21 protein-coding genes are annotated in these 23,471 nt (G+C 53.0%); 10 read left to right on the forward strand and 11 right to left on the reverse strand.

Annotated features, from left to right (window positions below):
- From ACNKIB_RS12250 to ACNKIB_RS12270, 5 genes are all read left to right on the forward strand, one after another.
- A partial coding sequence (locus tag ACNKIB_RS12250; RefSeq protein WP_417910850.1) for a response regulator occupies positions 1-1,063 on the forward strand: 1,063 nt, incomplete at its 5' end.
- A 573-nt stretch (positions 1,064-1,636) separates the two neighbouring features.
- Complete coding sequence (locus ACNKIB_RS12255; RefSeq protein WP_417910851.1) at positions 1,637-1,765, forward strand: fibronectin type III domain-containing protein; 129 nt, start codon at positions 1,637-1,639, stop codon at positions 1,763-1,765.
- Positions 1,762-4,155 carry a DUF4838 domain-containing protein gene (locus ACNKIB_RS12260; RefSeq protein ID WP_417910852.1) on the forward strand — a complete coding sequence of 798 codons (2,394 nt, stop codon included), beginning with the start codon at positions 1,762-1,764 and terminating at the stop codon, positions 4,153-4,155. Before ACNKIB_RS12255 ends, ACNKIB_RS12260 begins: the two co-directional genes overlap by 4 nt.
- Positions 4,156-4,245: 90 nt before the next feature.
- Complete coding sequence (locus tag ACNKIB_RS12265) at positions 4,246-5,289, forward strand: acyltransferase family protein (protein ID WP_417910853.1); 1,044 nt, start codon at positions 4,246-4,248, stop codon at positions 5,287-5,289.
- Positions 5,286-5,414 (forward strand): hypothetical protein, encoded by a 129-nt coding sequence (locus tag ACNKIB_RS12270; RefSeq protein WP_417910854.1) that lies wholly within the window; start codon positions 5,286-5,288, stop codon positions 5,412-5,414. Before ACNKIB_RS12265 ends, ACNKIB_RS12270 begins: the two co-directional genes overlap by 4 nt.
- Before the next feature lie 378 nt (positions 5,415-5,792).
- On the opposite strand, the gene dnaA is transcribed toward ACNKIB_RS12270, so the two are convergent.
- The 3 genes from dnaA to ACNKIB_RS12285 all read right to left on the reverse strand — a co-directional run bounded on the left by dnaA (position 5,793) and on the right by ACNKIB_RS12285 (position 10,409).
- Positions 5,793-7,139 (reverse strand): chromosomal replication initiator protein DnaA, encoded by a 1,347-nt coding sequence (gene dnaA / locus ACNKIB_RS12275; RefSeq protein WP_417910855.1) that lies wholly within the window; start codon positions 7,137-7,139, stop codon positions 5,793-5,795.
- Between the two features lie 353 nt (positions 7,140-7,492).
- A complete protein-coding gene (nifA, locus tag ACNKIB_RS12280) occupies positions 7,493-9,109 on the reverse strand; it encodes a nif-specific transcriptional activator NifA (RefSeq protein ID WP_417910856.1) in 1,617 nt (538 codons plus the stop codon).
- Between the two features lie 172 nt (positions 9,110-9,281).
- Positions 9,282-10,409, reverse strand: a complete 1,128-nt coding sequence (locus ACNKIB_RS12285) for a hypothetical protein (protein ID WP_417910857.1) — start codon at positions 10,407-10,409, stop codon at positions 9,282-9,284.
- A 519-nt stretch (positions 10,410-10,928) separates the two neighbouring features.
- Between ACNKIB_RS12285 and lon the strand changes: the two genes are divergently transcribed.
- The 5 genes from lon (at position 10,929) to ribD (ending at position 17,184) form a co-directional block, all read left to right on the forward strand.
- Complete coding sequence (gene lon, locus ACNKIB_RS12290) at positions 10,929-13,304, forward strand: endopeptidase La (protein WP_417910858.1); 2,376 nt, start codon at positions 10,929-10,931, stop codon at positions 13,302-13,304.
- Between the two features lie 307 nt (positions 13,305-13,611).
- Positions 13,612-14,691, forward strand: coding sequence for a signal recognition particle-docking protein FtsY (gene ftsY, locus ACNKIB_RS12295; protein WP_417910859.1), 1,080 nt, complete (start codon positions 13,612-13,614; stop codon positions 14,689-14,691).
- Positions 14,692-14,706: 15 nt separating this feature from the next.
- Entirely contained in the window at positions 14,707-15,561 is an 855-nt protein-coding gene (locus tag ACNKIB_RS12300; protein ID WP_417910860.1) for a DnaJ domain-containing protein, read from the forward strand.
- Positions 15,562-15,630: 69 nt separating this feature from the next.
- Positions 15,631-16,101, forward strand: coding sequence for a transcriptional regulator NrdR (gene nrdR, locus ACNKIB_RS12305; RefSeq protein WP_417910861.1), 471 nt, complete (start codon positions 15,631-15,633; stop codon positions 16,099-16,101).
- Between the two features lie 3 nt (positions 16,102-16,104).
- On the forward strand, positions 16,105-17,184 hold the full coding sequence (ribD, locus tag ACNKIB_RS12310; protein ID WP_417910862.1) for a bifunctional diaminohydroxyphosphoribosylaminopyrimidine deaminase/5-amino-6-(5-phosphoribosylamino)uracil reductase RibD: 1,080 nt from the start codon (positions 16,105-16,107) through the stop codon (positions 17,182-17,184).
- 219 nt (positions 17,185-17,403) lie between these two features.
- Here the strand turns inward: ribD and ACNKIB_RS12315 are convergent, their stop codons facing one another.
- From ACNKIB_RS12315 to ACNKIB_RS12350, 8 genes are all read right to left on the reverse strand, one after another.
- Positions 17,404-17,535 carry a hypothetical protein gene (locus ACNKIB_RS12315; RefSeq protein WP_417910863.1) on the reverse strand — a complete coding sequence of 44 codons (132 nt, stop codon included), beginning with the start codon at positions 17,533-17,535 and terminating at the stop codon, positions 17,404-17,406.
- Positions 17,501-18,358 (reverse strand): sugar phosphate nucleotidyltransferase, encoded by an 858-nt coding sequence (locus tag ACNKIB_RS12320; RefSeq protein WP_417910864.1) that lies wholly within the window; start codon positions 18,356-18,358, stop codon positions 17,501-17,503. The genes ACNKIB_RS12315 and ACNKIB_RS12320 overlap by 35 nt, the downstream gene beginning before the upstream one ends.
- Positions 18,359-18,379: 21 nt before the next feature.
- Entirely contained in the window at positions 18,380-19,642 is a 1,263-nt protein-coding gene (glyA, locus tag ACNKIB_RS12325; RefSeq protein ID WP_417910865.1) for a serine hydroxymethyltransferase, read from the reverse strand.
- Between the two features lie 91 nt (positions 19,643-19,733).
- On the reverse strand, positions 19,734-20,480 hold the full coding sequence (locus ACNKIB_RS12330) for an HNH endonuclease (RefSeq protein ID WP_417910866.1): 747 nt from the start codon (positions 20,478-20,480) through the stop codon (positions 19,734-19,736).
- Positions 20,467-21,396 (reverse strand): DNA adenine methylase, encoded by a 930-nt coding sequence (locus ACNKIB_RS12335; protein ID WP_417910867.1) that lies wholly within the window; start codon positions 21,394-21,396, stop codon positions 20,467-20,469. Before ACNKIB_RS12335 ends, ACNKIB_RS12330 begins: the two co-directional genes overlap by 14 nt.
- Positions 21,397-21,398: 2 nt before the next feature.
- Complete coding sequence (rpiB, locus tag ACNKIB_RS12340; RefSeq protein ID WP_417910894.1) at positions 21,399-21,824, reverse strand: ribose 5-phosphate isomerase B; 426 nt, start codon at positions 21,822-21,824, stop codon at positions 21,399-21,401.
- 4 nt (positions 21,825-21,828) lie between these two features.
- Positions 21,829-23,070, reverse strand: coding sequence for a beta-ketoacyl-ACP synthase II (gene fabF, locus ACNKIB_RS12345; protein ID WP_417910868.1), 1,242 nt, complete (start codon positions 23,068-23,070; stop codon positions 21,829-21,831).
- 54 nt (positions 23,071-23,124) lie between these two features.
- The gene (locus ACNKIB_RS12350; RefSeq protein WP_417910869.1) at positions 23,125-23,358 is read right to left on the reverse strand and encodes an acyl carrier protein; all 234 of its coding nucleotides are present in this window, start codon (positions 23,356-23,358) and stop codon (positions 23,125-23,127) included.
- Between the last annotated feature and the right edge of the window lie 113 nt (positions 23,359-23,471).

Raw genomic sequence — 23,471 nt, forward strand, 5'->3', positions numbered from 1 at the left:
ATCACAATTGAAGAACAAGACAGCACTTCTGACAACAATTTTAAGATTGACGGTGAGGTATGAGAGAGTCGGCGAAGCTGACCACGCCAGCTTTAGCTGTCAATCGAAGCCACCGGCTTTAAGCCGGTGGAGTATTCACTCAAAACTTGCTGTTCGTCTTAGAGATGTTCGTAGGTCTTTTTTTGAGTACGAACCAAATATTGTACATTTTTGCGGTCATTCTGGAGAAGACGGTATCATTTTGGAAAGAGAAGATGGAAATTCTGTGGTTGTTAATCCTGATGCTCTATCTGGATTATTTGAACTTTTTTCGTCTCACATAGAATGTGTCTTTTTTAATGCTTGCTATTCTGAATCGCAAGCTGAAGCAATCAGCTCATGTATTCCGTACATTGTTGGATTAAAAAAAGAAATTAGCGACAGATCGGCAATCGAGTTTGCCGTTGGATTTTATGATGCAATAGGAGCAGGAAGACCTTTTGACGAGGCGTTTAATTTCGGGAAAAACGCTTTAGATCTATGCAATTCTCCAAGAAAAGAATATCCTGTATTGATTAAAAATTTAAGAGTTAAAATTGCATATAATACGCCTTCAATACTTATTATTGATGATCAGCCAGAAAGTTTGAAGTGTCTATTAAATTTTCTTAAAGATGCGGATATAAATGTACGTGTAACGCAAGACGGTAAGCATGGAATTGAAATGGCAAAAAATGGAGATGCAGATATAATTCTTCTTGATATTCTTATGCCAGAAATGGATGGATTTGAGGTCTGTCGAAGGTTAAAGAATATACCTTCAATAAGGCATATTCCTGTTATATTTATAACAGCATTATTTAGTGTTGAAGATAAAATAGAAGCATTTAATGCTGGCGGTATAGATTATATAACTAAACCATTTCAACGCGAGGAAGTCTTAGCCAGAATAAAAATTCATTTCAATGCCGCTATTCTTCAGAAGGAACTTTACGAAAGCAATAAATCAATGAGCGAACTAATAAAGGAAAAGAATAAACTGTTGGAAACAATAAATAATATGATACCATCAAGCGGCGCATAACTCATTAAAAAGAGCACGAAACTGAAATTATCATAAACTCCATCGCCATTAGCCTCGGTAAATCTGAGCTGTCAGAGGTGTACTTCTATAGTGTTTGAATCATTCCCAGAACAATGTTATCGAATAAAGGGTTAAGCAATGCTGAACCCAAAAAGCCGTCAGGCGTTCGCGTCTTGGTTGTCTGCCGTTTAAATCGCCCCAAAATCAATTTAAATCAACCCGATTCACACTGAAATCACCCTGTTTTCGATTGACATTGACACGATTTCAATGTGAATTATCACGTTTTCAACTTAAATCAAGGCGATTTCGATCAAAAACGGGGTAATTTCAATGTGAATCGGCTCAGTTCACACTTAAATTGCCCCGATTTCAATTTGAATCAGGGCAATTTAAATTTAAATCGTACTGATTTTAACGCAAAACGCCCCGATTTAAATTTAAATCAGGGCGGTTCAAACGAGTTTTCTCTGAGAATAAACGAAAAAATACCGGGAAAATACTGGCATTGAGGCATATGCGGTCTTGCAATTCAAGAAGCACAGCAAACATCAAAGCAAGGAGGGTGGAAACATGCGTTTTCTAAACACCGAAGCGATAATCAACAATCAGACTCGCGGCAAAGAGTTTGAATACCGCGTGATTGCGGTCAACAAGGCAGGCGAAGGCGGGCCGAGCAGCACAGTGACGGCGGTTCTGTGAAGAAACTTCTGCTGCTCATCGCGCTGCTCGCCGCTTCTTTCGCCAGCGCGGCGGAAAAACCTGCGGATGAACTGGTGATTGCTGATCAGGGCAAGACCGCCGCTGTGATTGTTGCCGCCGCGCAGGCCGGGCCGGAGGAAAAGCTGGCCGCGCAGGACTTGGCCAAATACATCGAGATGATGTCCGGGGCAAAGCCTGCCATTGCCGACACGCCGGAGGCCATCGCCGCCGCCCTGAAAAGCAAAGAGCCGCTGCTGCTCATCGGCCAAGAAGCACTGAAGGCCGAGAGCAGTCTTGCCGAGGCCCTGAAAAAACCGGTCACGGTCAAAGGCCTTCTGCGCAGCGACGCGATTGTTCTCAAACGCAGCGGCAACCGCGTTTATCTGGCTGGCAGTAACGACAGCAGCCATTATTACGCAGTTGCCGAGCTGCTGCGCCGCTGGGGCTGCCGCTGGTTCATGCCGACTGAATTCGGCGAAAGCATTCCAGAGCAGCGGCGGCTGACGATTGGCGAATTAGATTACGCATACGCGCCGCCTTTCGAGATCAGGACATATTGGATTTCCTGGCTGGGCGATACGAACGGCATGGAGGATTTCCAGCGGCGCAATTTCATGACTGTCGGCAAGGACAAGGCCGGTTTTCCTCCGGCTGGCCACGCCATTGGCCAATATGTGCAGGATTTGGGCAAGAGCGTGTTCAATATCTCGTTGACCGCGCCGGAAACTGCCGCGCACATCGCCGCGAAGGTGGAAGCGAAATACGCCGCAGGCGAGAGCTTCTCGTTAAGCATGGAAGACGGGGTGTATGATTCCGAATATCCCGGCGACAAAGAGCTAATGAAGCTGCAATGGGACAAGTATTATCTCCGCTGGAGCATGACAGACGCGTTCCTTGAGCTGTACAACAGCGTGGCGAAAATACTTCAGCAGAAACACCCAAACAGCCAGGCCAAAATAGGTTTTCTCGCCTACAGCAACATGACCATTCCGCCGGTGCGGGAAATGAAAGCGGAAAAGCCGCTTTTCTGCGAGCTGGCACCGATAGACATTGATCCCAATCACGGCATGGATTCCATTCAGTCGCCGCCGCGCCAAGAATATAAGGAATTTTTGCACAAATGGGCCAAAGTGATGGACGGACGGCTCTCTGTCTATGATTACGATCAAGGAATGCTGGTCTGGCGCGACATTCCCAATCCATCGCATCAGGCTTTTGCGCAGGATGTCCAGCAGTACCGCAAAGCCGGGATACTTGGTGTCAGCACCGAAAGCCGCAACGCCATCGCCACCACTTTTCTCAATCTCTATCTCCGGGGCCAGCTGATGTGGAACCCGGACGCGGATGTTCCCGCCCTGCTGAGAGATTTTTACGAGAAATTCTACGGCCCAGCAGCAGAACCGATGCAGGTTTACTGGGATGCGATTTACAAAGCCTGGGATGAAACCATCGTTACTGAGCATGAATATTTCGCCGCGCCAGCCATTTACAGCCCTGAGCTGTTGCAATTGATGCGGGAGGAGATGCAGGAGGCGGAAAAGCTGGTCGAGCCTTTGCGCAAAAAAACTGCGCTTTCCGGCAAGGAAAAACTCTGGCTCGACCGCATTGCCTTCACCCGGATGAGCTGCGATTTGACCAATTTGTATTTGGACATGGTCAGAGCCGCAGCTACGGAGATTGACTATGCCAAGGCGGTCAAACTGGGCGAGCAGGCTTTGGTCATCCGCGAGAAGCTGACAGCAATGAACGGCATCTTCACCACGTATAAAGGCATGAACGTGGAGGAAAACGGTTATGCGTGGTGGCCGGGCGAGGTCAGGCAGTACCGCGAGCTGCATCCGTTTGTCAATGGCGACAAGGGCGCGCTGCTGCTGAAGCTGCCGCTGGAATGGGCCTTCCGTCGCGATCCGAAGAATGTCGGCAGCAAAGAGAATTTTGCCGCCGGGCCGCTGGACATGACCTTTTGGAATGCCAACAAAGGCACCTATTCCCTTGATCTACGCAAAGACTATCCGTCTTCAGAATGGGAAATGCTGCGGACGGATCTCTACATGCAGGCGCAGGGCGTGCGCAATCCTGACCGGCAGAGCTACACCGGTTTTGCTTGGTACCGGACTGAGGCGGAGATTCCCGCCGGAAAGGAGAAGGACAAACTGCGCATCCGCTTTCCCGGCCTGTTCAATGAATGCTGGCTGTATCTCAACGGCGAGGAAATCGCGCATCGCGAGATCGACAAGCTCTGGTGGAACAACGACTACCGCTTTGAATGGGACGTTGACCTGAGCGGCAAGCTGAAGCCGGGAAAAAATGTCCTTGCTCTGCGGGCGGATGTCCGGCATCATTACGGCGGCATGTTCCGGCGGCCTTTTATTTATACGGCCAAAGAATGAGCGGCGGTTTTTCCCCGGTCAGGCAGGATTTTTTTCATAAGGTGCAGCCTTTTTTACATCATATTCAATTCCATGTGATTAATTCTGAGGATGGACCGACTTGCTGCTGCCACAGACAAAAAAACATATGCAGGTCTGCAAGTTGGAAGAGGACTTGCTGCTGTATTGGTTCTGTTGCATCATGCCAGTTTGGGTTCAGATTTTTTTTATGGAGGAAAAGCTTTCTATGGTTTTTTTGAATTCGGATACATAGGTGTAGATTTTTTCTTTGTTTTAAGTGGATTTGTTATATATTCTGCACACTGCAATGATCAGAGCAGTTTTAATGCAGCTTTAATTTTCTGCAAAAAAAGAATCATAAGAGTATATCCTCCATTCATAGTTATATCTGTATCTTTATTGCTGATATATAACTTGTATCCAAGTTTAAGCAATGGAAACAGAGAGGTAAGCTTTACAAGCAGCCTCTTTTTACTCCCTGATTATCCTTCAAGGCCAGCACTGAGTGTTTCTTGGACACTCATGCATGAAATGTTGTTCTATACAGCATTCTTGTTGTATTTCTTTTCAAAAAAATTCTTCTATGTATTCTTCTGTGCATGGATATTGTTAATATTATTCATGTTAGGCGGATCTGAAAATACAACCATTGGATTTTTGTTGAATGTCCATAACTTGCAATTTTTCTTGGGGATGCTTGCAGCCATTGCAGTGAAAAAAGAAAAAGAGAAGTATTTTTATAATTTCATCGGGTTGCTGATCGTATTTACATCTCTCATCCTTAAAAAGGAACTACATGCATCCTACATGGAAGATCTGCATATTTTATTGAATGGCATCGGATTCATGTGTCTAACTATAGGTTTATGCTCTACAAAAAATCGTGTGGCATATCCAAGAATATTGATGTTTTTTGGTTCAGCATCGTATTCGATATACTTAATCCATGACCCTGGAATATCTATTTTAAATAGAATTTCAAGGAAAATATTTACTTACGGTATCAATTTACATCCTAATTACTACTTCACAGCTATCGCTTTATCCAGCTTGCTGCTTGGCATACTCTACTATTTAATATTGGAAAAGCCTGTCACTTCCTTCTTGAAAAAGAAATACTTAAAATATTCATGAACCAGTCTCAAACCTTGCTGACCAGCATTGTCCACAAGTTCCTTTCCGATCAGCTTGTTGACCGAAGAAGCATTTTGAAGAGCATGGATATCCTCAAAGAGTCTGGTTTAGTGCTGTCGGAATAAAAAAGGATTTACAGGAAGATACAACTAGCAAAGAAAGAGTGCTACTCGTTTGTCAAGGAATTTGGCTCGGCCACAAAGGAGTTGTAGTCGGCAGAAGAGGAGTTGTACTCGGCAAGAAAGAAGTCTGGCCGACTCCCAAAGGAGTTTGGCTTGGCCAAAAAAGAGTTCTAGCGACTAAGAAAGGAGTTGGAGTAAGCTGGAAAGGAGTGCGGCTTACTTACAAAGGAGTTGTAGTCGGCCAAACTCCTTGGCAACCGAATAGAAATGGTGCGTTTTGCCCTAGGATAGCTTTGCATCCTGATTGCCGTTGTTTCCCCGCTCCTTGAACAGCAAGAGCTAATCAGCCCTCTTCAATGATGAATGAGACCAGAGGTCTCATCACTTCCCTCCTTCCAGTTTGTCTGCCAGCATTTCTACCTGTTGTCTGACGCTGCTCTTCTGCACAATGTCGCGACTGACCGCTTTAATCGCATACAGCACTGTAGAGTGATCGCGATTGTAGAGACCGCCAATGTTGGCGAGTGAGTCTTCCGTGTATTTGCGGGTCAGATACATGCCTATTTGTCGAGGATAGGAGACTGCCTGTTTGCGAGAGCGAGAGACGAGTTCTTCAATTGAAACTCGGAATTGACTGCTCACCAATTCACGGATGGATTCGCCGCTCAGGCTTTTCCGATTGCTGAGATCAAGGCTGATCAAGCCCTCAAGCACCTCACGGACCATGTCGGTGTCTGGCGGGGCATTAGAGAGGCTGGCCTTCGCCCGCAGACCCAGCACGGCACTTTCTATGCGGCGGATATCCCCCTGAAGATGTTCAGCCAAGAGATGAATATGCTCGTCTGCCAAGACGAGATGGCTACCAGCAGCCTTGTGGCGAATGATCGCTGCCCTGGTATTATATTCTGGGGCCTTAATGTCCGTGACTAAGCCTGAAGTCATGCGGGAACGGAAGTCCTCATCTAGACCATTCAGGGAACGCGGGGCAACTGCGGAGGTCAAGATGACTCGCTTGCCTGCTTTGATCAGATAATCAAGGATGTTGTTCAGCTCTTCCTGGGTTTTAGTCTTGCCGCTGAGAGTATGCACATCTTCAACTAACAGCAAATCGCAGCCCTGAATGAATCGACCAGAGAACTGCTCCATCGTGTTCTCACGAATGCACTTGACCATTTCTGCAGAGAACTGCTGGGCTGTGAGATAGTGCAGCCGGGTTTGCGGGGCACTGTTCATTACCTGATGCACGACAGCTTGCGTGAGATGACTCTTGCCGAGACCTGTGCTGGAGGTCAGAAAAAGGCTGTTGCCAAAAGCAGGATCAGCATCGGCAATAGCGCGACAGGCTGCCCGGGCCAGCAGGTTCGATTCCCCGACCATGAACTGCTCAAAGGTGTAGCCAGGATGGAGTGAGCGAACCGCTGCTTTGAAGCGAGGCAAGCCGGGCAAACGCAGTTGCCCAGAGCCGTTTTGCTCTGGCTGGGGCGCAGCGGCAACAGCCGCCGAGACAGTCAGCGAAACCACTGGCGGGCTACCAGTTAAACTACCCAGACTGGCTTCAATCAGCTTGAGATAGCGATCTCTCACCCAAGAGCAGAAGAAGCGGTCAGGGCAAGCAATTTCCAGCAGCTGACTGCTCTCCCGCGCACAGACCAGCGGTTGAATCCAAAGACTGTACTCGCTTTCAGGGAGGGCAGCGCATAAAGTCTTTTTGACAGTGTTCCACAACATAGGAGCGGTTCCGGCAAGCAGCGGCATGGGAATGAAGAAGATGAACAAGCTACCCTTTCTTTTACCTGAAAACTGCTCAATCCGTCAAAAACGATACAGCCCGATTTACCTTTGCGGTTCTGCCTGCGGCAGCCTTTGCCTCGCAATCGGATTTTCACTCCCTTGCGCTTCAGTACAATCTAAAACCCTCCTGAACGCAGGCTTTCAGCTCGTTCTGACTTTATCATTTCTCATTTCCATAAGTTACTTGTTTTCTCCCCTGTTCTTACCTTGCTTGGGAGAAAACACAAGCTCACCTATCCTCATCCAATCTTAACCGTTCTCGCAAAAACGACATATTCCGCTCCTCCTCTCTATCTAGCAAAATCAGGCCGAGTGAGATTAAACTTTTTGATCTTATACCCAATCTGCCTTTGGGTCAGGCCCAGCTCTCGGGCAGCCCGGGCCTGCACCCAACCATGCCGAAGTAGAGCTGCCTCAACTTGTTCCCGTTCAAGATCTTCTAACGACTTGCGCCGCTGCGGAGTTGCCACTGCTGGTTGCGAGAAAGCTGGAACATCCTGGGTGAGCAGTGGTGCAGACAGTTTCTTAGGAGTGAAGAAATAATCAGGTAAGTCATCAAGGCAGAGCAGATTATCTGCTGTGAGAATCACCAACCGCTCAATCAGATTCTGTAGCTCACGCACATTACCGGGCCAGTCATACGCCGTCATGGCCTCCAGAAATTCCCTGCTCATCCGCACCTTCTTCTTATTGCGCTCGTTGCTCAGTTTGAGAAAATGATCAACCAGCATAGGAATGTCATCTTTCCTGTCCCGTAAGGAAGGCAAGATGATGGGCACCACGTTGAGGCGATAATACAGATCATTGCGGAAGCTGCCCTGGAGCACAGCCTGTTGCAGGCTGACATTGGTGGCGGCAATGATCCGCACATCTACTTTGATGGTGCGGTTGGAACCCAGTCGTTCAAACTGCTGCTCCTGTAAGACCCGCAGCAACTTAGATTGCAGGGGCAAGGGCATCTCCCCAATCTCATCAAGGAAGAGACTGCCTTTGTCGGCCATCTCAAATCGTCCAATGCGCGTGCCGCCTGCACCAGTAAACGCCCCTTTCTCATGCCCAAACAGCTCACTCTCCAACAAGGCTTCGGGCAGGGCCGCACAGTTAATCTTCACAAAAGGACTATTGCGACGTGGACTCCCCTCATGAATAGCTTGGGCAACCATTTCCTTCCCTGTGCCAGAATCACCCAACAGCAGTACTGTGGCCTGACTAGGTGCTACCCGTTCAATACTCCAAAAGACTTCCTGCATCGCCTTACAATGGCCAATGATGCAGTGTTTACGGTGTCGCTCATGCAGTTGGGCCTTGAGACTGATGTTCTCCTGTACCAGTTGCTGGCGGTCGCGACAAATCGCTTGATGAAGGCTGAGAAATTGGGCAATCAAAGTGGCAACTACGGTTAAGAACCGCACATCTTCCTCAAAAGAAACCTCTAGGCCAAACAGTCTGTCCACACTCAATACGCCCACTGGTCTCTCGCCTAATAAAACAGGTACGCCAATGAACGATATCTTTGTCTTACGGAAGAGTTGCCGCGCCCCAGTACGATTAAGAAACAGAGGCTCGCTGCTCACATCTGGGACAATGAAGGGCGAGGCAGTGCTGAAAACCTTGCCGCAGATGCCCTCATCCAGCTTATAGACACCACGTTGCTCCTCCTCCACGGTTAAGCCGTATGAAGCCCGGATACTGAGGCTTTGCCGATCTTCATCAAGCAAGGCCAACGTGGCCCGCTCCATACGAAGGGTGTCGTGCAGGACTTTCAGTATGGCTGACAAGGCTGTATCCAAATGCACAGCCGCATCAATCAGCTTGACGATGTGGTATAACGCTTGCAACTCCAGGGCTTCTGTAGAGCTACCTGAATCAGGGATAGGTGTGATGTCCTCGGCAAAAGTATATTTCATGGTGATCGAATCCTTATGGGAAAGTGTAAGCTGCTGATCAGGGCAAGGTGTTGTCTCTATCGAGTGATGCTGTTTTTCTCCAACGTACTTATGCGCCTCCGACTTATGTACGTATGTCTATCAGACCTATGTACATAAGTCTGTCAGGCATATGTACGTTACTCTTGCAGACCTATATACGTTCCAGTTTCTGATACAAGCTGGAAGCCTTGCAGAACAGCTGCTGTTCGCTGAGGGCCTGTTCACTGGTACGCAGCTGCCGGGTTAACTGTTGGAGTTCGCTTTCTTTAAGATGGAGGCCCTGCTTCTCTAACTGGAGTGCCACTGCCCGTCTGCCAGTTTTTTGACCATAGCGGAGAATGCGTTGGCTGCCCACGCGCTCAGGCGCATAAGGCTCGTAGGTTGCAGGACAAACGCTGAGGCCATGTTGATGCAAGCCACTCTCGCAAGTGAATATTTCCGTGCCAACAAGAGGATGATTAGCAGCAATGCTTCTCCCAGCTGCGGCAGCTACAGTTTGACAAAGTGTAGGCAGATGCTCAGGTTTATACTTTTTATTTCCCTGGACTAAAGCCAGATACCCAGCTGCCTCTTCAAGACGGCAACAACCAGCCCGTTCACCCAAACCCAGCACTGCTGCATCGAGACTGCTAGCACCAGCCTCAAGAGCAGCGATAGAATTAGCAGTGGCCATCCCGAAATCATTATGACAGTGCACACCAACAGGCAGGTTGATCGCGCCTTTCACTGCAAGTACCAAGGCACGCATCGTCCCTGGTGAGCAGATGCCGACGGTATCTGCAAGACGAATCCGGCTTGCCCCGTGCTGCTCCGCCAGCTGCGCTGTTTCCAGGACAAAGGGTAGCTCGGCTCGGGAGGCATCTTCTAAGCCAACAGAGACCTGCGGGATACCTAGGGAGAAGGCTTGACGAATAGAGCGTACTAAGGTGGCGCGCAACCAGGTTCGGTCTTTACGCAAACGTGTGTGAAGATGGCAATCAGAAACAGGTATGGACAGGGAAAGTACGTCAGGCTGACAAGCCGCAGCAAAGGCAATATCCTCTGCCCGACAACGGCACCAGAGGGCAAGACGGCAGGATTTGGCCGTGAGGGCGCGGGCTTCTTGCAGCAGCTCTGGTAAACAGCTCTGCAAGGGTGATGCTGGCCCTAGCTCAATCTCATCAATACCAACTTGGCACAGGCCCGCAATAATCTGCAAGCGGGCTGCTGGATTAAAGAGAACACCTGGGGCTTGCTCCCCTTCTCTCAGGGTGGAATCAATGAGTTCGCAACTGTGCATCCACTGCCTCCGCTTGGCTCTACTGACAAAAGTGGCATCGTTAAGACAAGAGTATTCAAAAAATGTGCCAGTCTGGACAAATTCGGCAGCCATGTTCTGATAACACGGAATTCCGCTACCTTTCAGGCGGCTGCTAGTAGCTACTACGCAACAGGCCTGATTATGGATGCACAATATCGTTACAAGACAGGTGATAAGCAGGACAAAACTGTAGGACAAGAGAAGCATTGCCTGATGGTTGTAGCACTGAATTCAAGCCAATTGCTGCCTATCCAGGGAGTATGCAAAATTCAGTGGCAGATATTCAGCGATATATGGTCATCAACATCTTCTGGCCCGCTCCCACAACAGCACAGCAGCGGGTGATGATTTCTTGCATCCATCCTACCGAAAAATCGTCTTCCTGCTGTCCGCTGCTTGCTTTCTGCCAGGCAGAGGAAGTATAGTGAGGCCGGATGCGATGAAATACTGCGCAATCTGTCCACATTCAAGAATAAATATAACCTTCCCGGAGAACGCATGGAAGAACAAGCTCAAGCCAGCAGACAGAAAGACCCTGCCAGCCTGCCCGTGCCCGACATTCTGCCGATCATGCCGCTGCATGGTTTTGTCTTTTTCCCCGGCATGGGATTCCCGCTCCAAATAGGGAGTACCTCGGCCATGCAGCTCGTTGATCATGTCATGACCGGCGACCGAATGATCGGCTTAGTGCTGTGCCATAAAAAGCAAGCCTCGGTCAACGAGGAGATCACTAGCAAAGATTTACAGCGGGTTGGCGTGGTTGGCTATGTCCATAATGTGACCAAATTCGATGAGGGCTATTATCATGTACTGATCAGCGGAGTCCACAAGATCGCTGTGACGGAATACACCCAAGAGTTGCCTTGGATTAAGGGTAACATTACCCGGCTGCCCATGTTTTTTGACGAGGAGAGCAGTGAGTTACAGGCAATGATCCTCAACATCCGCAACCAGTTTAAAAAGCTGGGTAAGTTGATGGACATGCCAGAGGAGATTATTGCCACCCTTGGCGCGATCACCGACCCGTATCATATTGGCTACTTAGTTGCCTCACAGCTCAACCTCAAGGTCGAGGAAGAGCAGGAAATCTTAGAAATTGTCGAAATTAATCTTCTCCTGCACCGAGTAGCCCGTGAGCTGAATAAGCGGCTTGAAACGGTGGCGATGAGCAACAAGCTCCAAGAGGACATCAAAAAGGAGATTGACGGCAAGCAGAGGGAGTTCTTTCTTCGTCAGCAGATGGAGGCCATCCGCAAGGAGCTTGGGGAGGAGTCTGATGGCAAGGCCGAGCTGACCGAACTGCGCAAGAAGGCCGAGGCCGCCGGTCTGAGTGAGGAAGCGCAGAAGGCGGTGAACAAAGAGCTGGCCCGTTTGGAGAGGATTTCACCTTCCTCACCGGAACACTCGGTGGCCCGCAACTATGTGGACTGGATCCTCGATCTGCCGTGGAACAAGACCACTGAAGACACGCTTGATCTGGACAAAGCCGAGCAGGACTTGGACAACGAGCATTACGGCCTCGGCCAGGTGAAGAAGCGCATCCTTGAATTCCTTGCTGTGCGCAAGCTGAAGAACGACATTCAAGGGCCGATTCTTTGCCTTGCCGGTCCTCCGGGCGTGGGCAAGACTTCCCTTGGTCAGTCTATTGCTAAGACCATGGGCCGCAAGTTCATTCGCATGGCCTTGGGCGGACTGCGTGACGAGGCCGAGATACGCGGCCATCGGCGCACCTACATTGGCGCATTGCCGGGCCGGATCATCCAGAGTCTGAAGCGGGCGGACTCCAAGAACCCGGTGGTGCTCTTAGACGAAATAGACAAACTCGGCAGTGATTTCCGGGGCGATCCCTCCTCCGCCTTGCTCGAAGTGCTGGATCCTGAGCAGAACGCTACCTTCCGCGACCATTATCTGGACATGGAGTTTGACTTGTCCAAGATACTCTTCATCGCCACGGCCAACATGCTCGACACCATCCCCGGCCCGCTGCGTGACCGCATGGAGGTGGTGGAGCTGTCCAGTTACACCGAGAATGAGAAGGTGGATATCGCCCGCCGCTATTTGCTGCCCAAGCAACTTCAGGAACACGCGCTTACCCCGGACAATCTGGAGATGGGCGACGCGGCATTGCTGGAACTAATCCGCTCCTATACCCGTGAGGCGGGCGTGCGCAACTTGGAGCGCGAGCTGGCCTCTGTCTGCCGGGGCGTTGCGGCCAATATTGTTCGCGGCAACAAGGAGAAGATTGTGGTCAGGCCGGAGAACCTGCATGATTACCTCGGCGTGGTGCGCTACTTCCCGGAGGTCAAAGCCCGCAACTGGGGCGCCGGATTGGCCACAGGTCTGGCGTGGACACCAGTTGGCGGCAAGATACTCTTCATTGAGACCTCGAAGATGAAGGGCAAAGGCGGCCTCAGTCTGACCGGCAAACTTGGCGACGTGATGAAGGAATCCGCCGCCGCCGCCCTGACCTATCTCCGCTCTCATGCGACCGCCTTGAGCATTGATGAGGATGTGTTTTCGCAGATTGATCTGCACGTCCATGTGCCGGAAGGCGCGACTCCCAAGGACGGCCCTTCTGCTGGCGTGGCCATGGTCAGCGCGCTCTACTCGGTGATCAGCGGCAAACCGCTGCGCCGCGACGTGGCCATGACCGGTGAGATCACCCTGCGCGGCGACGTGCTGCCAGTCGGCGGCATCAATGAGAAGGTGCTGGCCGCCTTGCGGGCCGGGATCAAAGAACTGGTGCTGCCGCCGCAGAACGAGAACGATGTGCTGGAGATGCCTGAGAAGGTGCGCAAGGAGGCTGTGTTCCGCTACCCGCACACCATCGAGGAAGCTCTGGAGTTTGTTCTCGACAAGCAGGCGGGGCAATAGCTTTCCTGCATAAGCTGCAACTTGAGCAGGGGCGAAAAATTTTTCGCCCCTATATTGCCACCGGCTTGCATCCGGCATGGATCCTAAATACATGCTGGCATGTATCGTGGAAACCATATAGCATGTACCGACAATACATGCCAGCATGTTTTTCAAAACATGCCAGATAGTATTGCTGGTACATGCCTGCATGTATTTGGGGAACATGCCAGCATGTATTGGGCATGGATGGAAGAGAGGCTGCGTCGCGCTCCGGCGCAGGGCCGCTGTTTACCAAGAATGACATCACCCAAGAGGTTTGAGAGTTATGCTGGGCTGGTTTAAAAAGAAATTCTTCCAACAGGATGAGCCTGCGGCAGTTGCTGCCACTCCGCCTGCCGGACAGGAGGCTGCCTCTTCGCGGCCACCGCCGGCGGCAGGTGTTGAGCAGCAGAAACCCTCGATGTTCAAGCGGCTGCAAGAGCGTCTGGGCAAGAGCCGGGACGCGTTTGTCCACCGCCTTGACCGCCTGTTGTTAGGCCGGAAGAAGATTGACCAGGAGCTGTATGACGAGCTGGAAGAGCTGCTGATCACTGCCGATCTCGGCGTGAACACCGCCCTGCATCTGCTGGAGACGGCCAAGGCGCGGGTCAAGCGCGACCAGCTCAGTGATCCGCAGGCATTGAAGCAGGTGCTGCGCGATCAGATTCTCGCCTTCCTCCTCGCCTCCGACCGCCCTGCGGAGCTGGCTCTGCCGGAGCATGGCCCCTTTGTGCTTATGGTTGTGGGCGTGAACGGCGTGGGCAAAACCACCTCCATCGGCAAGATAGCGGCCAAGTTTGTCAAAGCAGGACAGTCCGTGCTGCTGGTGGCGGGCGACACCTTCCGCGCTGCGGCCATTGACCAGCTCAAGATATGGGGCGAGCGCGCCGGAGTCGAGGTACATGCCGGGCCGCCGAAAGCGGATCCTTCCTCAGTGGTCTTTGACGGCGTGGCCAAGGGCATTGCCAAGAACTACGACGTGATCATCATTGACACTGCCGGGCGGCTGCACACCAGCGTCAACCTGATGGAAGAGCTGAAGAAGATCAGACGGGTGATCGGCAAGAACCTGCCTTCTGCCCCGCACGAGGTCATGCTGGTGCTGGATGCCACCACCGGCCAGAACGCCCTCTCGCAGGCCAAGCTCTTTCATGAGGCGGTCGGCGTGACCGGCCTGACTCTGACCAAATTAGACGGCACGGCCAAGGGCGGCATAGTCGCCAACATCTGCCACGAGTTGAAAATACCGGTGCGCTTCATCGGCATCGGCGAGCAGGCCGACGACCTGCGCGACTTTGATCCGCATGAGTTTGTTGACGCGCTGTTCAGCCGTGATGACGCGGACAGCGAACCGCAATCAGTCTGACCCGCCAGCCTCCTGATGGGAAACCGGCAATCCAGCACGCCCGGCTGCGGCGGCTGCCTCCTGATCATAGTCCTTATTCTGCTGGCCATTGGCGGCTGGCAGGCAGTGGGGAATTTTGTCTCGCTGCTTCTTTTCCTCCTCATAGCTGTTCCGCTGGTCGGAGCCGCCGCTTTCTTCGGCTTCGTCTATTCCATGCGCAAGCGGGCCGCCGCCTATGAACGCTCGCAGACTGCCAGCCACAACCGTTTCGTCCATCTTTTAGTCAACATTCTCGTCTGCATCGCCAAGGAGGACGGACGCTTCACCCAGTCTGAGCTGCGGACGATGCTCGACTTCTTCCAGAACTCGCTCCGGTATAATCAGGAGCAGATGTACTGGGTCAAGCAGCTGATCAAAGAAGCTAAAGACCGCAGCCAGGACTTGGAGCAGCTGCTGACCGAATTCCGCAGCAGCTTCGCCTACGAGCCACGCTTGATCCTGCTGGAGTTGATCTACCAGATCATCTACACCACCAAGCCGGTGCTGGAGCAGGAGCTGGAGCTTGCCCGCCGCATCGCCGCCTTCCTCCAGATCAGCACCTATGAGCGGCAGACGATTGAGAACAAGTACCGCTACGGCCACCATGCCAGCAGCGGCGCAAGCCCGGCGACAGCGGCCAGCCAGGAGCTGCGGTACCGCACGGTCTTAGGCGTGGAGGAGAACGCCGACTTCGCCGTGATCAAGAAAGCCTATCGCCAGCTTTCCATGCAGTATCATCCCGACAAGGTGGCCCATCTCGGCGCGGAGTTCAAGCGCGTGGCTGAGGAGAAGATGAAGGAGATCAACGCGGCGTATGACTATTTCCGCAGGAAGTTTGAGCGAACTGCGTAACTCCTGCGTACAGTCGATGTAAGCCAGAGTATACCTGAATTTTCTATTTTCAACTTTTAGCTCTATTCTATGAAATGTCCCTACTGCGGCCAGTTGGACAACCGGGTGATTGATTCCCGCCTAAGCCGCGACAAAACCATCACCCGGCGGCGGCGGCACTGCACAGCCTGCGAGCAGCGCTTCACCACCTATGAGCGCATCGAGATGACCCTGCCCATGCTGGTGAAAAAGGATGGTCGCCGCGAATCCTGGGATCGGGGCAAGATACTACTTGGCCTTGAAAAAGCCTGCGAAAAGCTGCCGGTGAGCATGGAGCAGCTTGATGCCTTTGTGGACCGCATCGAACGCAGGCTTCAAGACGTGGGCGGCAAGGAGATTCCTACCTCGCAGCTGGGCGAATGGGTGATGGAGGCTTTGCCGGAGATTGACGTGGTGGCCTATGTTCGCTTTGCCTCGGTCTATCGACAGTTCAAGGATGTTAATGAGTTCATGGACGAACTCAAGCACTTTCTCGGCAAGGGCAAAGGCGGGCAGCCCTGATTGATGGACGACAGCGGTTACATGCGCCTGGCCCTTGAGCTGGCCCAAAAAGGACAAGGCCGCACGGCACCGAATCCCTGCGTCGGGGCCGTGCTTGTCCGGGAGGGACAGGTTGTCGGGAGCGGCTGGCATCATAAGGCGGGAATGCCTCACGCTGAGGTCAACGCGATTGCTGAGGCTGGAACGGCCTGTGTCGGGGCAACGCTCTACGTCACCTTGGAACCCTGCAACCATACCGGCAAAACGCCGCCCTGTACCCAGGCTGTGCTGGCGGCAGGCATCCGGCGCGTGGTGGTTGGCATGGCTGATCCCAATCCAATAGCCGCTGGTGGCGCGGATTTCCTCCGCAGTCACGGCATTGACGTGGAAATGGGCGTGCTAGAACAGGAATGCCGCCAGCTTAATCACCCTTTTATCAAGCATTCTCTCACTGGTTTGCCCTGGGTCGTGATGAAGGCAGGCATGAGTTTGGATGGCAAGATCAGTAAACTACAAGGGCAGGGCGGGCCAATCACTGGGCCGGAGTCACGGCAGCGGGTGCATGAGCTGCGCAATCAGCTTGATGTTATTTTGATTGGCATTGGCACGGCATTGATTGACAACCCCTTGCTCACCACCCGGATCGAGAATGGACGCGACCCTCTTCGGGTGATTTTAGACAGCCAGCTCCGCCTGCCGCCAGAAGCCAAGTTGCTACAGCAGCAATCTACGGCGCAGACGTGGATTTTTTGCGAGCACCAGGCTGCTGCTGAAAAACAGCAGAAGCTGGAGGAAGCAGGCGCGATTATTTATCGAGTGGATGCTGACGACCACGGGCAGCTTGATCTCAAGCAAGTAGTCCAACGCCTGGGCACGTCTGGCCTTTCCTCAGTTTTGGTGGAAGGCGGCGCGGCAGTGCATGGAGCTTTTCTGCGGGCAGGGCTAGTGGACGAGGTGTATCTCTTCATTGCCCCGTATTTCATTGGTGATACAGGCCTATCTTTGCTGGTCGGCAGTCAGTTTGACCAGCTGAGGCTGGTCGAAACAACGACCGAGAAACTTGGTCAGGACACCTTGCTGCACGGCTTGCTGCAAAAGCTCTAAAGTCTGTTAAGGTGAGCTGATAACTCGGAGAAAACATTCCTTTCTTGCTCGGTTGCCAAGGAGTTTGGCTTGGCAACAGAGGAGTTCTGCCAACTTGGAAAGAAGTTGTAGTCGCTAGGAAAGGAGTTTAGCCGAGTAGCAAAGGAGTTCTACTCGGCAGAAAAGAAGTCTTGCCGACTTGGAAAGGAGTTTGAGTCGGCCAAACTCCTTTGCGGCTAACTAAGAAAGCAGTTTGGCCAAGCCGAACTGCTTTCCTGCCGAGTAGAACTCCTTTCTGGCCGAGCCAAACTCCTTGCCAAACGAGCAAGAAAGGAATTTACGCAGTCCCTGCTGGAGAGATAATTTGATCAACTAGCTGCATTCCTGGCTCGACTCTGGCATTTTCCCAGACTATACATCGTGTAAGCTGTGCTTTTTCGCCAATCACCGCGCCAGAACCAACCACACCCCAGTCGTCAAAAATCACCCCTGCACCGATTTGGGCTTGGCTGCTTATGACCCAAGACGGCGGTGTTTCTGCGAGCAGGCGGCGGTGCAAGTCAAGGTAATCAGCGGGAGTGCCAATGTCCTGCCAGAAGCAGCCGTCAACCCGGAGAAAGCCGATCTGGCCGCGTTGCGCGAGCTGCTCGTAGAGATCAATAATGTGGAAAAAGCCTTGCGCTGGAATCTGCGCAACTACCTCCCGATTGACGATGTGGATGCCTGTGAAAGCCAGCCGGGTTTCGCCCTCTATCGCTTGGCCAAAACCGCAAACCCTACTGCCCTGCACCCGGACGGTGTTGAAGCGGGGGTAGTCGTGCAGAGCCAGGGTGACAGCGGAGTTGCCTGCGGTATGGGTCATGAGCAGACGGCGCAGGTCGATATGATGATAAAGATCAGCGTTCATCACTAAAACCGGCCCGTCAGTAAAATGCGCTAAGGCCTTGCGGAGGCCGCCGCCAGTACCAAGCACTTCCTGCTCGTGCTGAAGAATGACCTCTGGCCGGTCTGCAACAGCGGCGGCTATCTGCGGGGCGAGATGGTGACTGTTGACTACCACCCGCCCACAGCCAGCTTTGACCAGCTTATCGAGCAGAATGTGCAATAAAGGCACATTGCAGATAGGAAAGAGTGGTTTGGGACAGATAAGGGTGTATGGACGCAGCCGGGTGCCGAATCCGGCTGCGAGAAGCATCGCCTGCATGTATTCAAGAAGTTAGGCCGCAAACTCCTCATCCCGTGCCATCTCAGGATAAAGCGGTACAGCCTCGCAGAGTTCCCGCACTTCCTGCCGCACTTGGGCGATCACCGCCGGAGTTCTGGAGGTCAGCACCCGATTGATCCAGTCGGCGATTTTGGCCATCTCCGGCTCTTTCAGTCCTCTGGTGGTCACGGACGGCGTGCCGATGCGGATGCCGCTGGTGACGAAGCGCGGCTGGGTGTCAAAGGGGATGGCGTTTTTGTTCACGGTCAGACCCGCCTCTTCGAGCAGATGCTCGGCCTCTTTGCCGGTCAGCCCCTTGCTGCTCAGGTCAATCAGCAGCAGGTGGTTGTCTGTGCCGCCAGAGACAATGCGGAAGCCGTGGCCTGTGAGCTGCGCAGCCAGCGTCTGGGCGTTGGTCACAACCTGCCGCTGATATTGGCGGTACTCCTCGGTCATTGCCTCTTTGAAGCTGACCGCCTTAGCTGCCATCACATGTACCAGCGGCCCGCCCTGAATGCCGGGGAAGATGTTGGAGTCCAACGCCTTGGCATATTCCTTCTTCGCCAGAATCATCCCGCCTCTGGGACCGCGCAGGGTCTTGTGGGTGGTTGTGGTGACAAAGTGGGCGTGCGGCACGGGCGAGGGATGCACTCCGGCAGCCACCAATCCGGCGATGTGGGCCATATCCACCATGAACAGGGCACCGACCTTATCGGCAATGCGGCGGAAGCCCTCGAAATCAATGATGCGCGGATAGGCACTGGCACCGGCCACGATCAGCTTGGGCCGGTGCTCTAAGGCGATGCGCTCTACCTCGGCCATGTCAATGGTCTCGGTGTCAGGCCGCACTCCGTAGGAGACGAAATGGAAGAGCTTGCCAGAGAAGGAGACCGCCGCGCCATGCGTGAGATGGCCGCCGTGGGCCAAGTCCATGCCCAGCACGGTGTCGCCAGGCTTGAGGGCAGCGAAATAGACCGCCATGTTGGCTTGGCTGCCCGAATGCGGCTGGACGTTGACGTACTCGGCTCCAAAAATCTCCTTGGCCCGCTCAATGGCCAGCAACTCGATCTTGTCGGCGTAGTCGCAGCCGCCGTAGTAGCGTTTGCCGGGATATCCTTCCGCGTATTTGTTGGTGAAAATAGACCCCTGCGCCTCCAGCACCGCCGGAGAGACGATGTTCTCCGAGGCGATCAGTTCCAGCTGGTTGGCCTGCCGCTCCAGCTCGTACTGAATATATTGATGCACATCTGGGTCAGTCTGTTTCAAGGTCGCCATGATATTCGCCTTCTGTATGATTTGCATGTCATGCAATAAAAAACGGCAGCACCGTGAGGGCTGCCGGAAGCATCCGTTTGAATTTTCCTTCTCATTCTGCCGCTGAAGAGCTGCCACTGCGCTTCAGCTCCCTGCTGATGATCTCTTTGATGAAGGCGGGCATTTCCTGCTCCTGATTCGCCGCCCGATCCTTCAAGGCTTCATACTGGCTGATCTCTTCGCCCTGCCAGAGCAGATCAAGCCGCCGCAGCGGACGCATGGCAGTATGCGAATACTGCTCAGGATATGCCCAGTAGCATTCAGCGCAGACCGCAGGATTTTTCAGACTGATCCAGTTGTCGCAATGCTCGCAGCACCATGATTTCGCGCGGTTTGCCGAAGCAGAGAGCAGCATAAAATCATCTGGGTTCAGTTCGCCAGAAGTCTTGTCGCCCTGAATTGCAAACGGAATCCGATGATCAATCTGAAGCTCGTTGGCGGCAAGCTCTTCTCGGTAGATGCAGCAGCGGCAGCCATGTTTCTCCAGCAAAGCCTCTTTCAGCTTTTTCGACAAGACGGTTCTGCCGGAAAGTTTCCTCGTTGCTGCCTGCTCAAATCTGCCAAAGCGGTAGGCGGCGATTTTTCTGCCGTCTGAGCCAGTCACGCGGAAAGTTTCCAGCGGAATGCTATGTTCCCGGACATCGCGCACCGCTCGTGGCGGATGATTGTAGCCGTGCCGCTCTTTCAGTTCTTCCGTGGTGACAAAGCCGTACTGAATGATATGCTCAATGACTGTGCGCGGACGTTTGGCAGTGACTTCCCGACATAAGGCCAAAATTCTCTCATCACAGTCGGACATACGCTTTCTTTTTTTCAAAGAGCGGCAGCTGCCCCCACTGCGGCTTTTTGCATTTCTGCGGCTCTGCTGCTTGGTGCTGCAACAATAGCTCGGAAAGATAGAGCGATTCGCGGGTGATTTCTTTTTTACCCAGCAGCGTGGCTTGCGATGACCTGCCCGCTTCTATTTCCAGCCGTTTCAATTTCAAACTGTCAGGCAGCTCTTTGCCGTATGTCCTGTTGCCGCAGCAGCCATCATAGCTGATGAGATACGGCACCTCTTTTTTATTCAACTCATGCAGAAAATCAACAAACTCATCATGGTTTATGCCGGAGCAATATCTGCTGTCGCGCTCGCCGCAGACTCCTTGATAAGGCGGATCCATATAGACCAAATCTGTTTTTTCTATATCCTCCAGCATCTCTTGATAATGCAGACAGGAAACTGCTGTCCTGCCTTTGAGCAAGGCGGAAACACCGCAGATGTTGTTCCGCATCGTCTCCGGTTTTGCACCCTTTCGCCGCTTATCAGGGCTTTGATTGAATTCACCCACGCTGTTGTAGCGCACCGCGCCTTTCACACAGCGGGAGAGCAGATAGAGAAAAATGCCGGGATCGCTCGTGTTGTTAAAGTCCTTTCGCGCTTTGTAATAATGCCCTTCGCTGTCCGCAAGCTGCTCATGCCACAGAGTTTTGTAAAAATCAGCCAGCTCGTCCGGTATGTTGATGATACTCTGCAAGAGTTCAGCCAGCGGCTTGTTGCAATCATTGAGCCAATACCGTTCCGCCCTGCCTACAGCGGCGCAGGCGATGCTCACCGCCCCTGTCCCGGCAAACGGCTCAACCAGCCGTTCAACTTTTGCCGGAAAATACTGCAAGATCAGCGGGGCAAGATTTCTCTTGCTGCCCTGATACTGGACAGGATGCGGGATTTTCATGGTCAACTCAGCATATCCAGCCTGCACTGGTGCCTGCCGCCTGCGAACTCCGTCGCCATCCAAGTGCGCACGATTTCCAAGGCTAGCTCCGGGCCGATCACCCGTGCGCCGAGGCAGAGGACGTTGGCGTTGTTGTGTTCGCGGCTCATGCGGGCGGTGAAGGCTTCGTGGCAGAGCGCGGCCCGGATGTCCCGGTGCCGGTTGGCGGCGATGGACATGCCGATGCCGGTGCCGCAGATGAGGATGCCTCGCTCGCAGGTGCCTGATTGTACTAAGGCGCAGACCTTTTCAGCGAAATCAGGATAATCCACCGATGCCAGACCGAAGCAGCCTACTGATTCGACCTCATGCCCGGCCTTGATCAAAAACTCAATCACCTGCTGCTTCAGCTCAAAGCCGCCGTGGTCACTGCCAACAGCAATTCTCACGATCTCAGCCTTCAAACCGCTTCATGATAATGACCCCGTTGGTGCCGCCGAAGCCAAAGGAATTGGACATTGCCGCCTGGATTTTTGTCTCGCGGGCCGTATTCGGCACATAGTCCAAATCGCAGGCCGGATCAGGATTCTCGTAATTCGTGGTTGGCGGAATGCACTGATGATACAACGTGAGCGCGGTAAAAGCCGCCTCAATGCCGCCTGCGCCGCCGAGCATGTGGCCGGTCATGGATTTGGTCGAGCTGACCGCCAGTTTGTAGGCATGATCGCCGAAGACCGTCTTGATCGCCGCCGTCTCGCAACTGTCGTTGAGCGGCGTGGAAGTGCCGTGGGCGTTGATGTAGTCAATCTCGTCCGGGTTCATGCCCGCGCTGCGGAGGGCCATTTTCATGCAGCGGGCCGCGCCTTCGCCGTTGTCGGGCGGCGCGGCAATATGATAGGCATCGCTGCTCAGGCCGTAGCCGACCAGCTCCGCGTAAATCTTGGCCCCGCGCCGCTTGGCTGACTCCAACTCCTCAATCAGGATCATGCCTGCGCCTTCAGCCATGACGAAGCCGTCGCGGTCGCGATCAAAAGGCCGCGAAGCATGTTCAGGATCTTCGTTGCGGGTGGAAAGGGCTTTCATCGCCGCAAAACCACCAACCGCCATCGGACAAATAACCGACTCCGCACCGCCGGTAACAGCGATATCGCAATCGCCAAAAAGAATGTGCCGATAGGCCTCGCCTACGGCATGGGTACCAGCAGCGCAGGCGGTGGATAGAGCCAGATTCGGGCCTTTAGCTCCTAGCCGCATGGATATGTGGCCAGAAGGCATATTGGGGATCATCCTCGGCACCAAAAAGGGGGTAATCCGGCGCGGCCCCTTGGCCAGCAGTACCGAATGGTATTCCTCAATCGTTGGCAACCCGCCCATGCCGCAGCCGGTGATCACGCCAACCCGCTCTGCCAGGGCCTCGGTGATTTCCAAGCCGCTGTCCTCTGCTGCCATTACTGCTGCGGCCACGCCATACTGGACAAAATGATCAAGATTTTTAGCCTGCTTCGGCTCAAACCAGCGTTCTGGCTCAAAGTCCTTGACCTCGGCGGCAATTCGCGAGGCATGAGCAGAAGCATCAAAGCGAGTGATCGGCCCGACACCACTGCGCCCGCTCATCAGCCCTTGCCACGTCTTATCTGTTCCAGTACCCAGCGGGGTCACGAGGCCGACCCCAGTCACCACAACCCGTCGTTTCATCCAACTGATCCTGTTGATTTTGTCGGCTTCTGACCCTATGCCGTGCGACACCAGCTATGCCTGATGCTGCTCTACGTAGGTAATGGCATCCTGAACAGTCTTAATTTTCTCGGCATCCTCATCCGGGATCTCCACATCAAACTCTTCTTCCATCGCCATGATCAATTCGACCTGATCCAAAGAATCTGCGCCGAGGTCATCAATAAAAGAGGCTTTTGGCACTACTTTCTCTTTATCTACACTGAGCTGCTCCACAATGATGTCGATCATCTTCTCTGCAACTGCCATGCTCGTTCTCCTGATAGTTCTTTTTTAGATATGCAAAAATTTCGGACGGAAATCCGCCGTTCCGAACAGTTGTTCCTCGCGCTGAACTGCCTTGTCCGCGCTTGCAAACGCTC

The sequence above is a fragment of the Candidatus Electronema sp. PJ genome (assembly GCF_048287395.1).
In the GTDB taxonomy this organism is placed as follows: Bacteria; Desulfobacterota; Desulfobulbia; order Desulfobulbales; family Desulfobulbaceae; genus Electronema.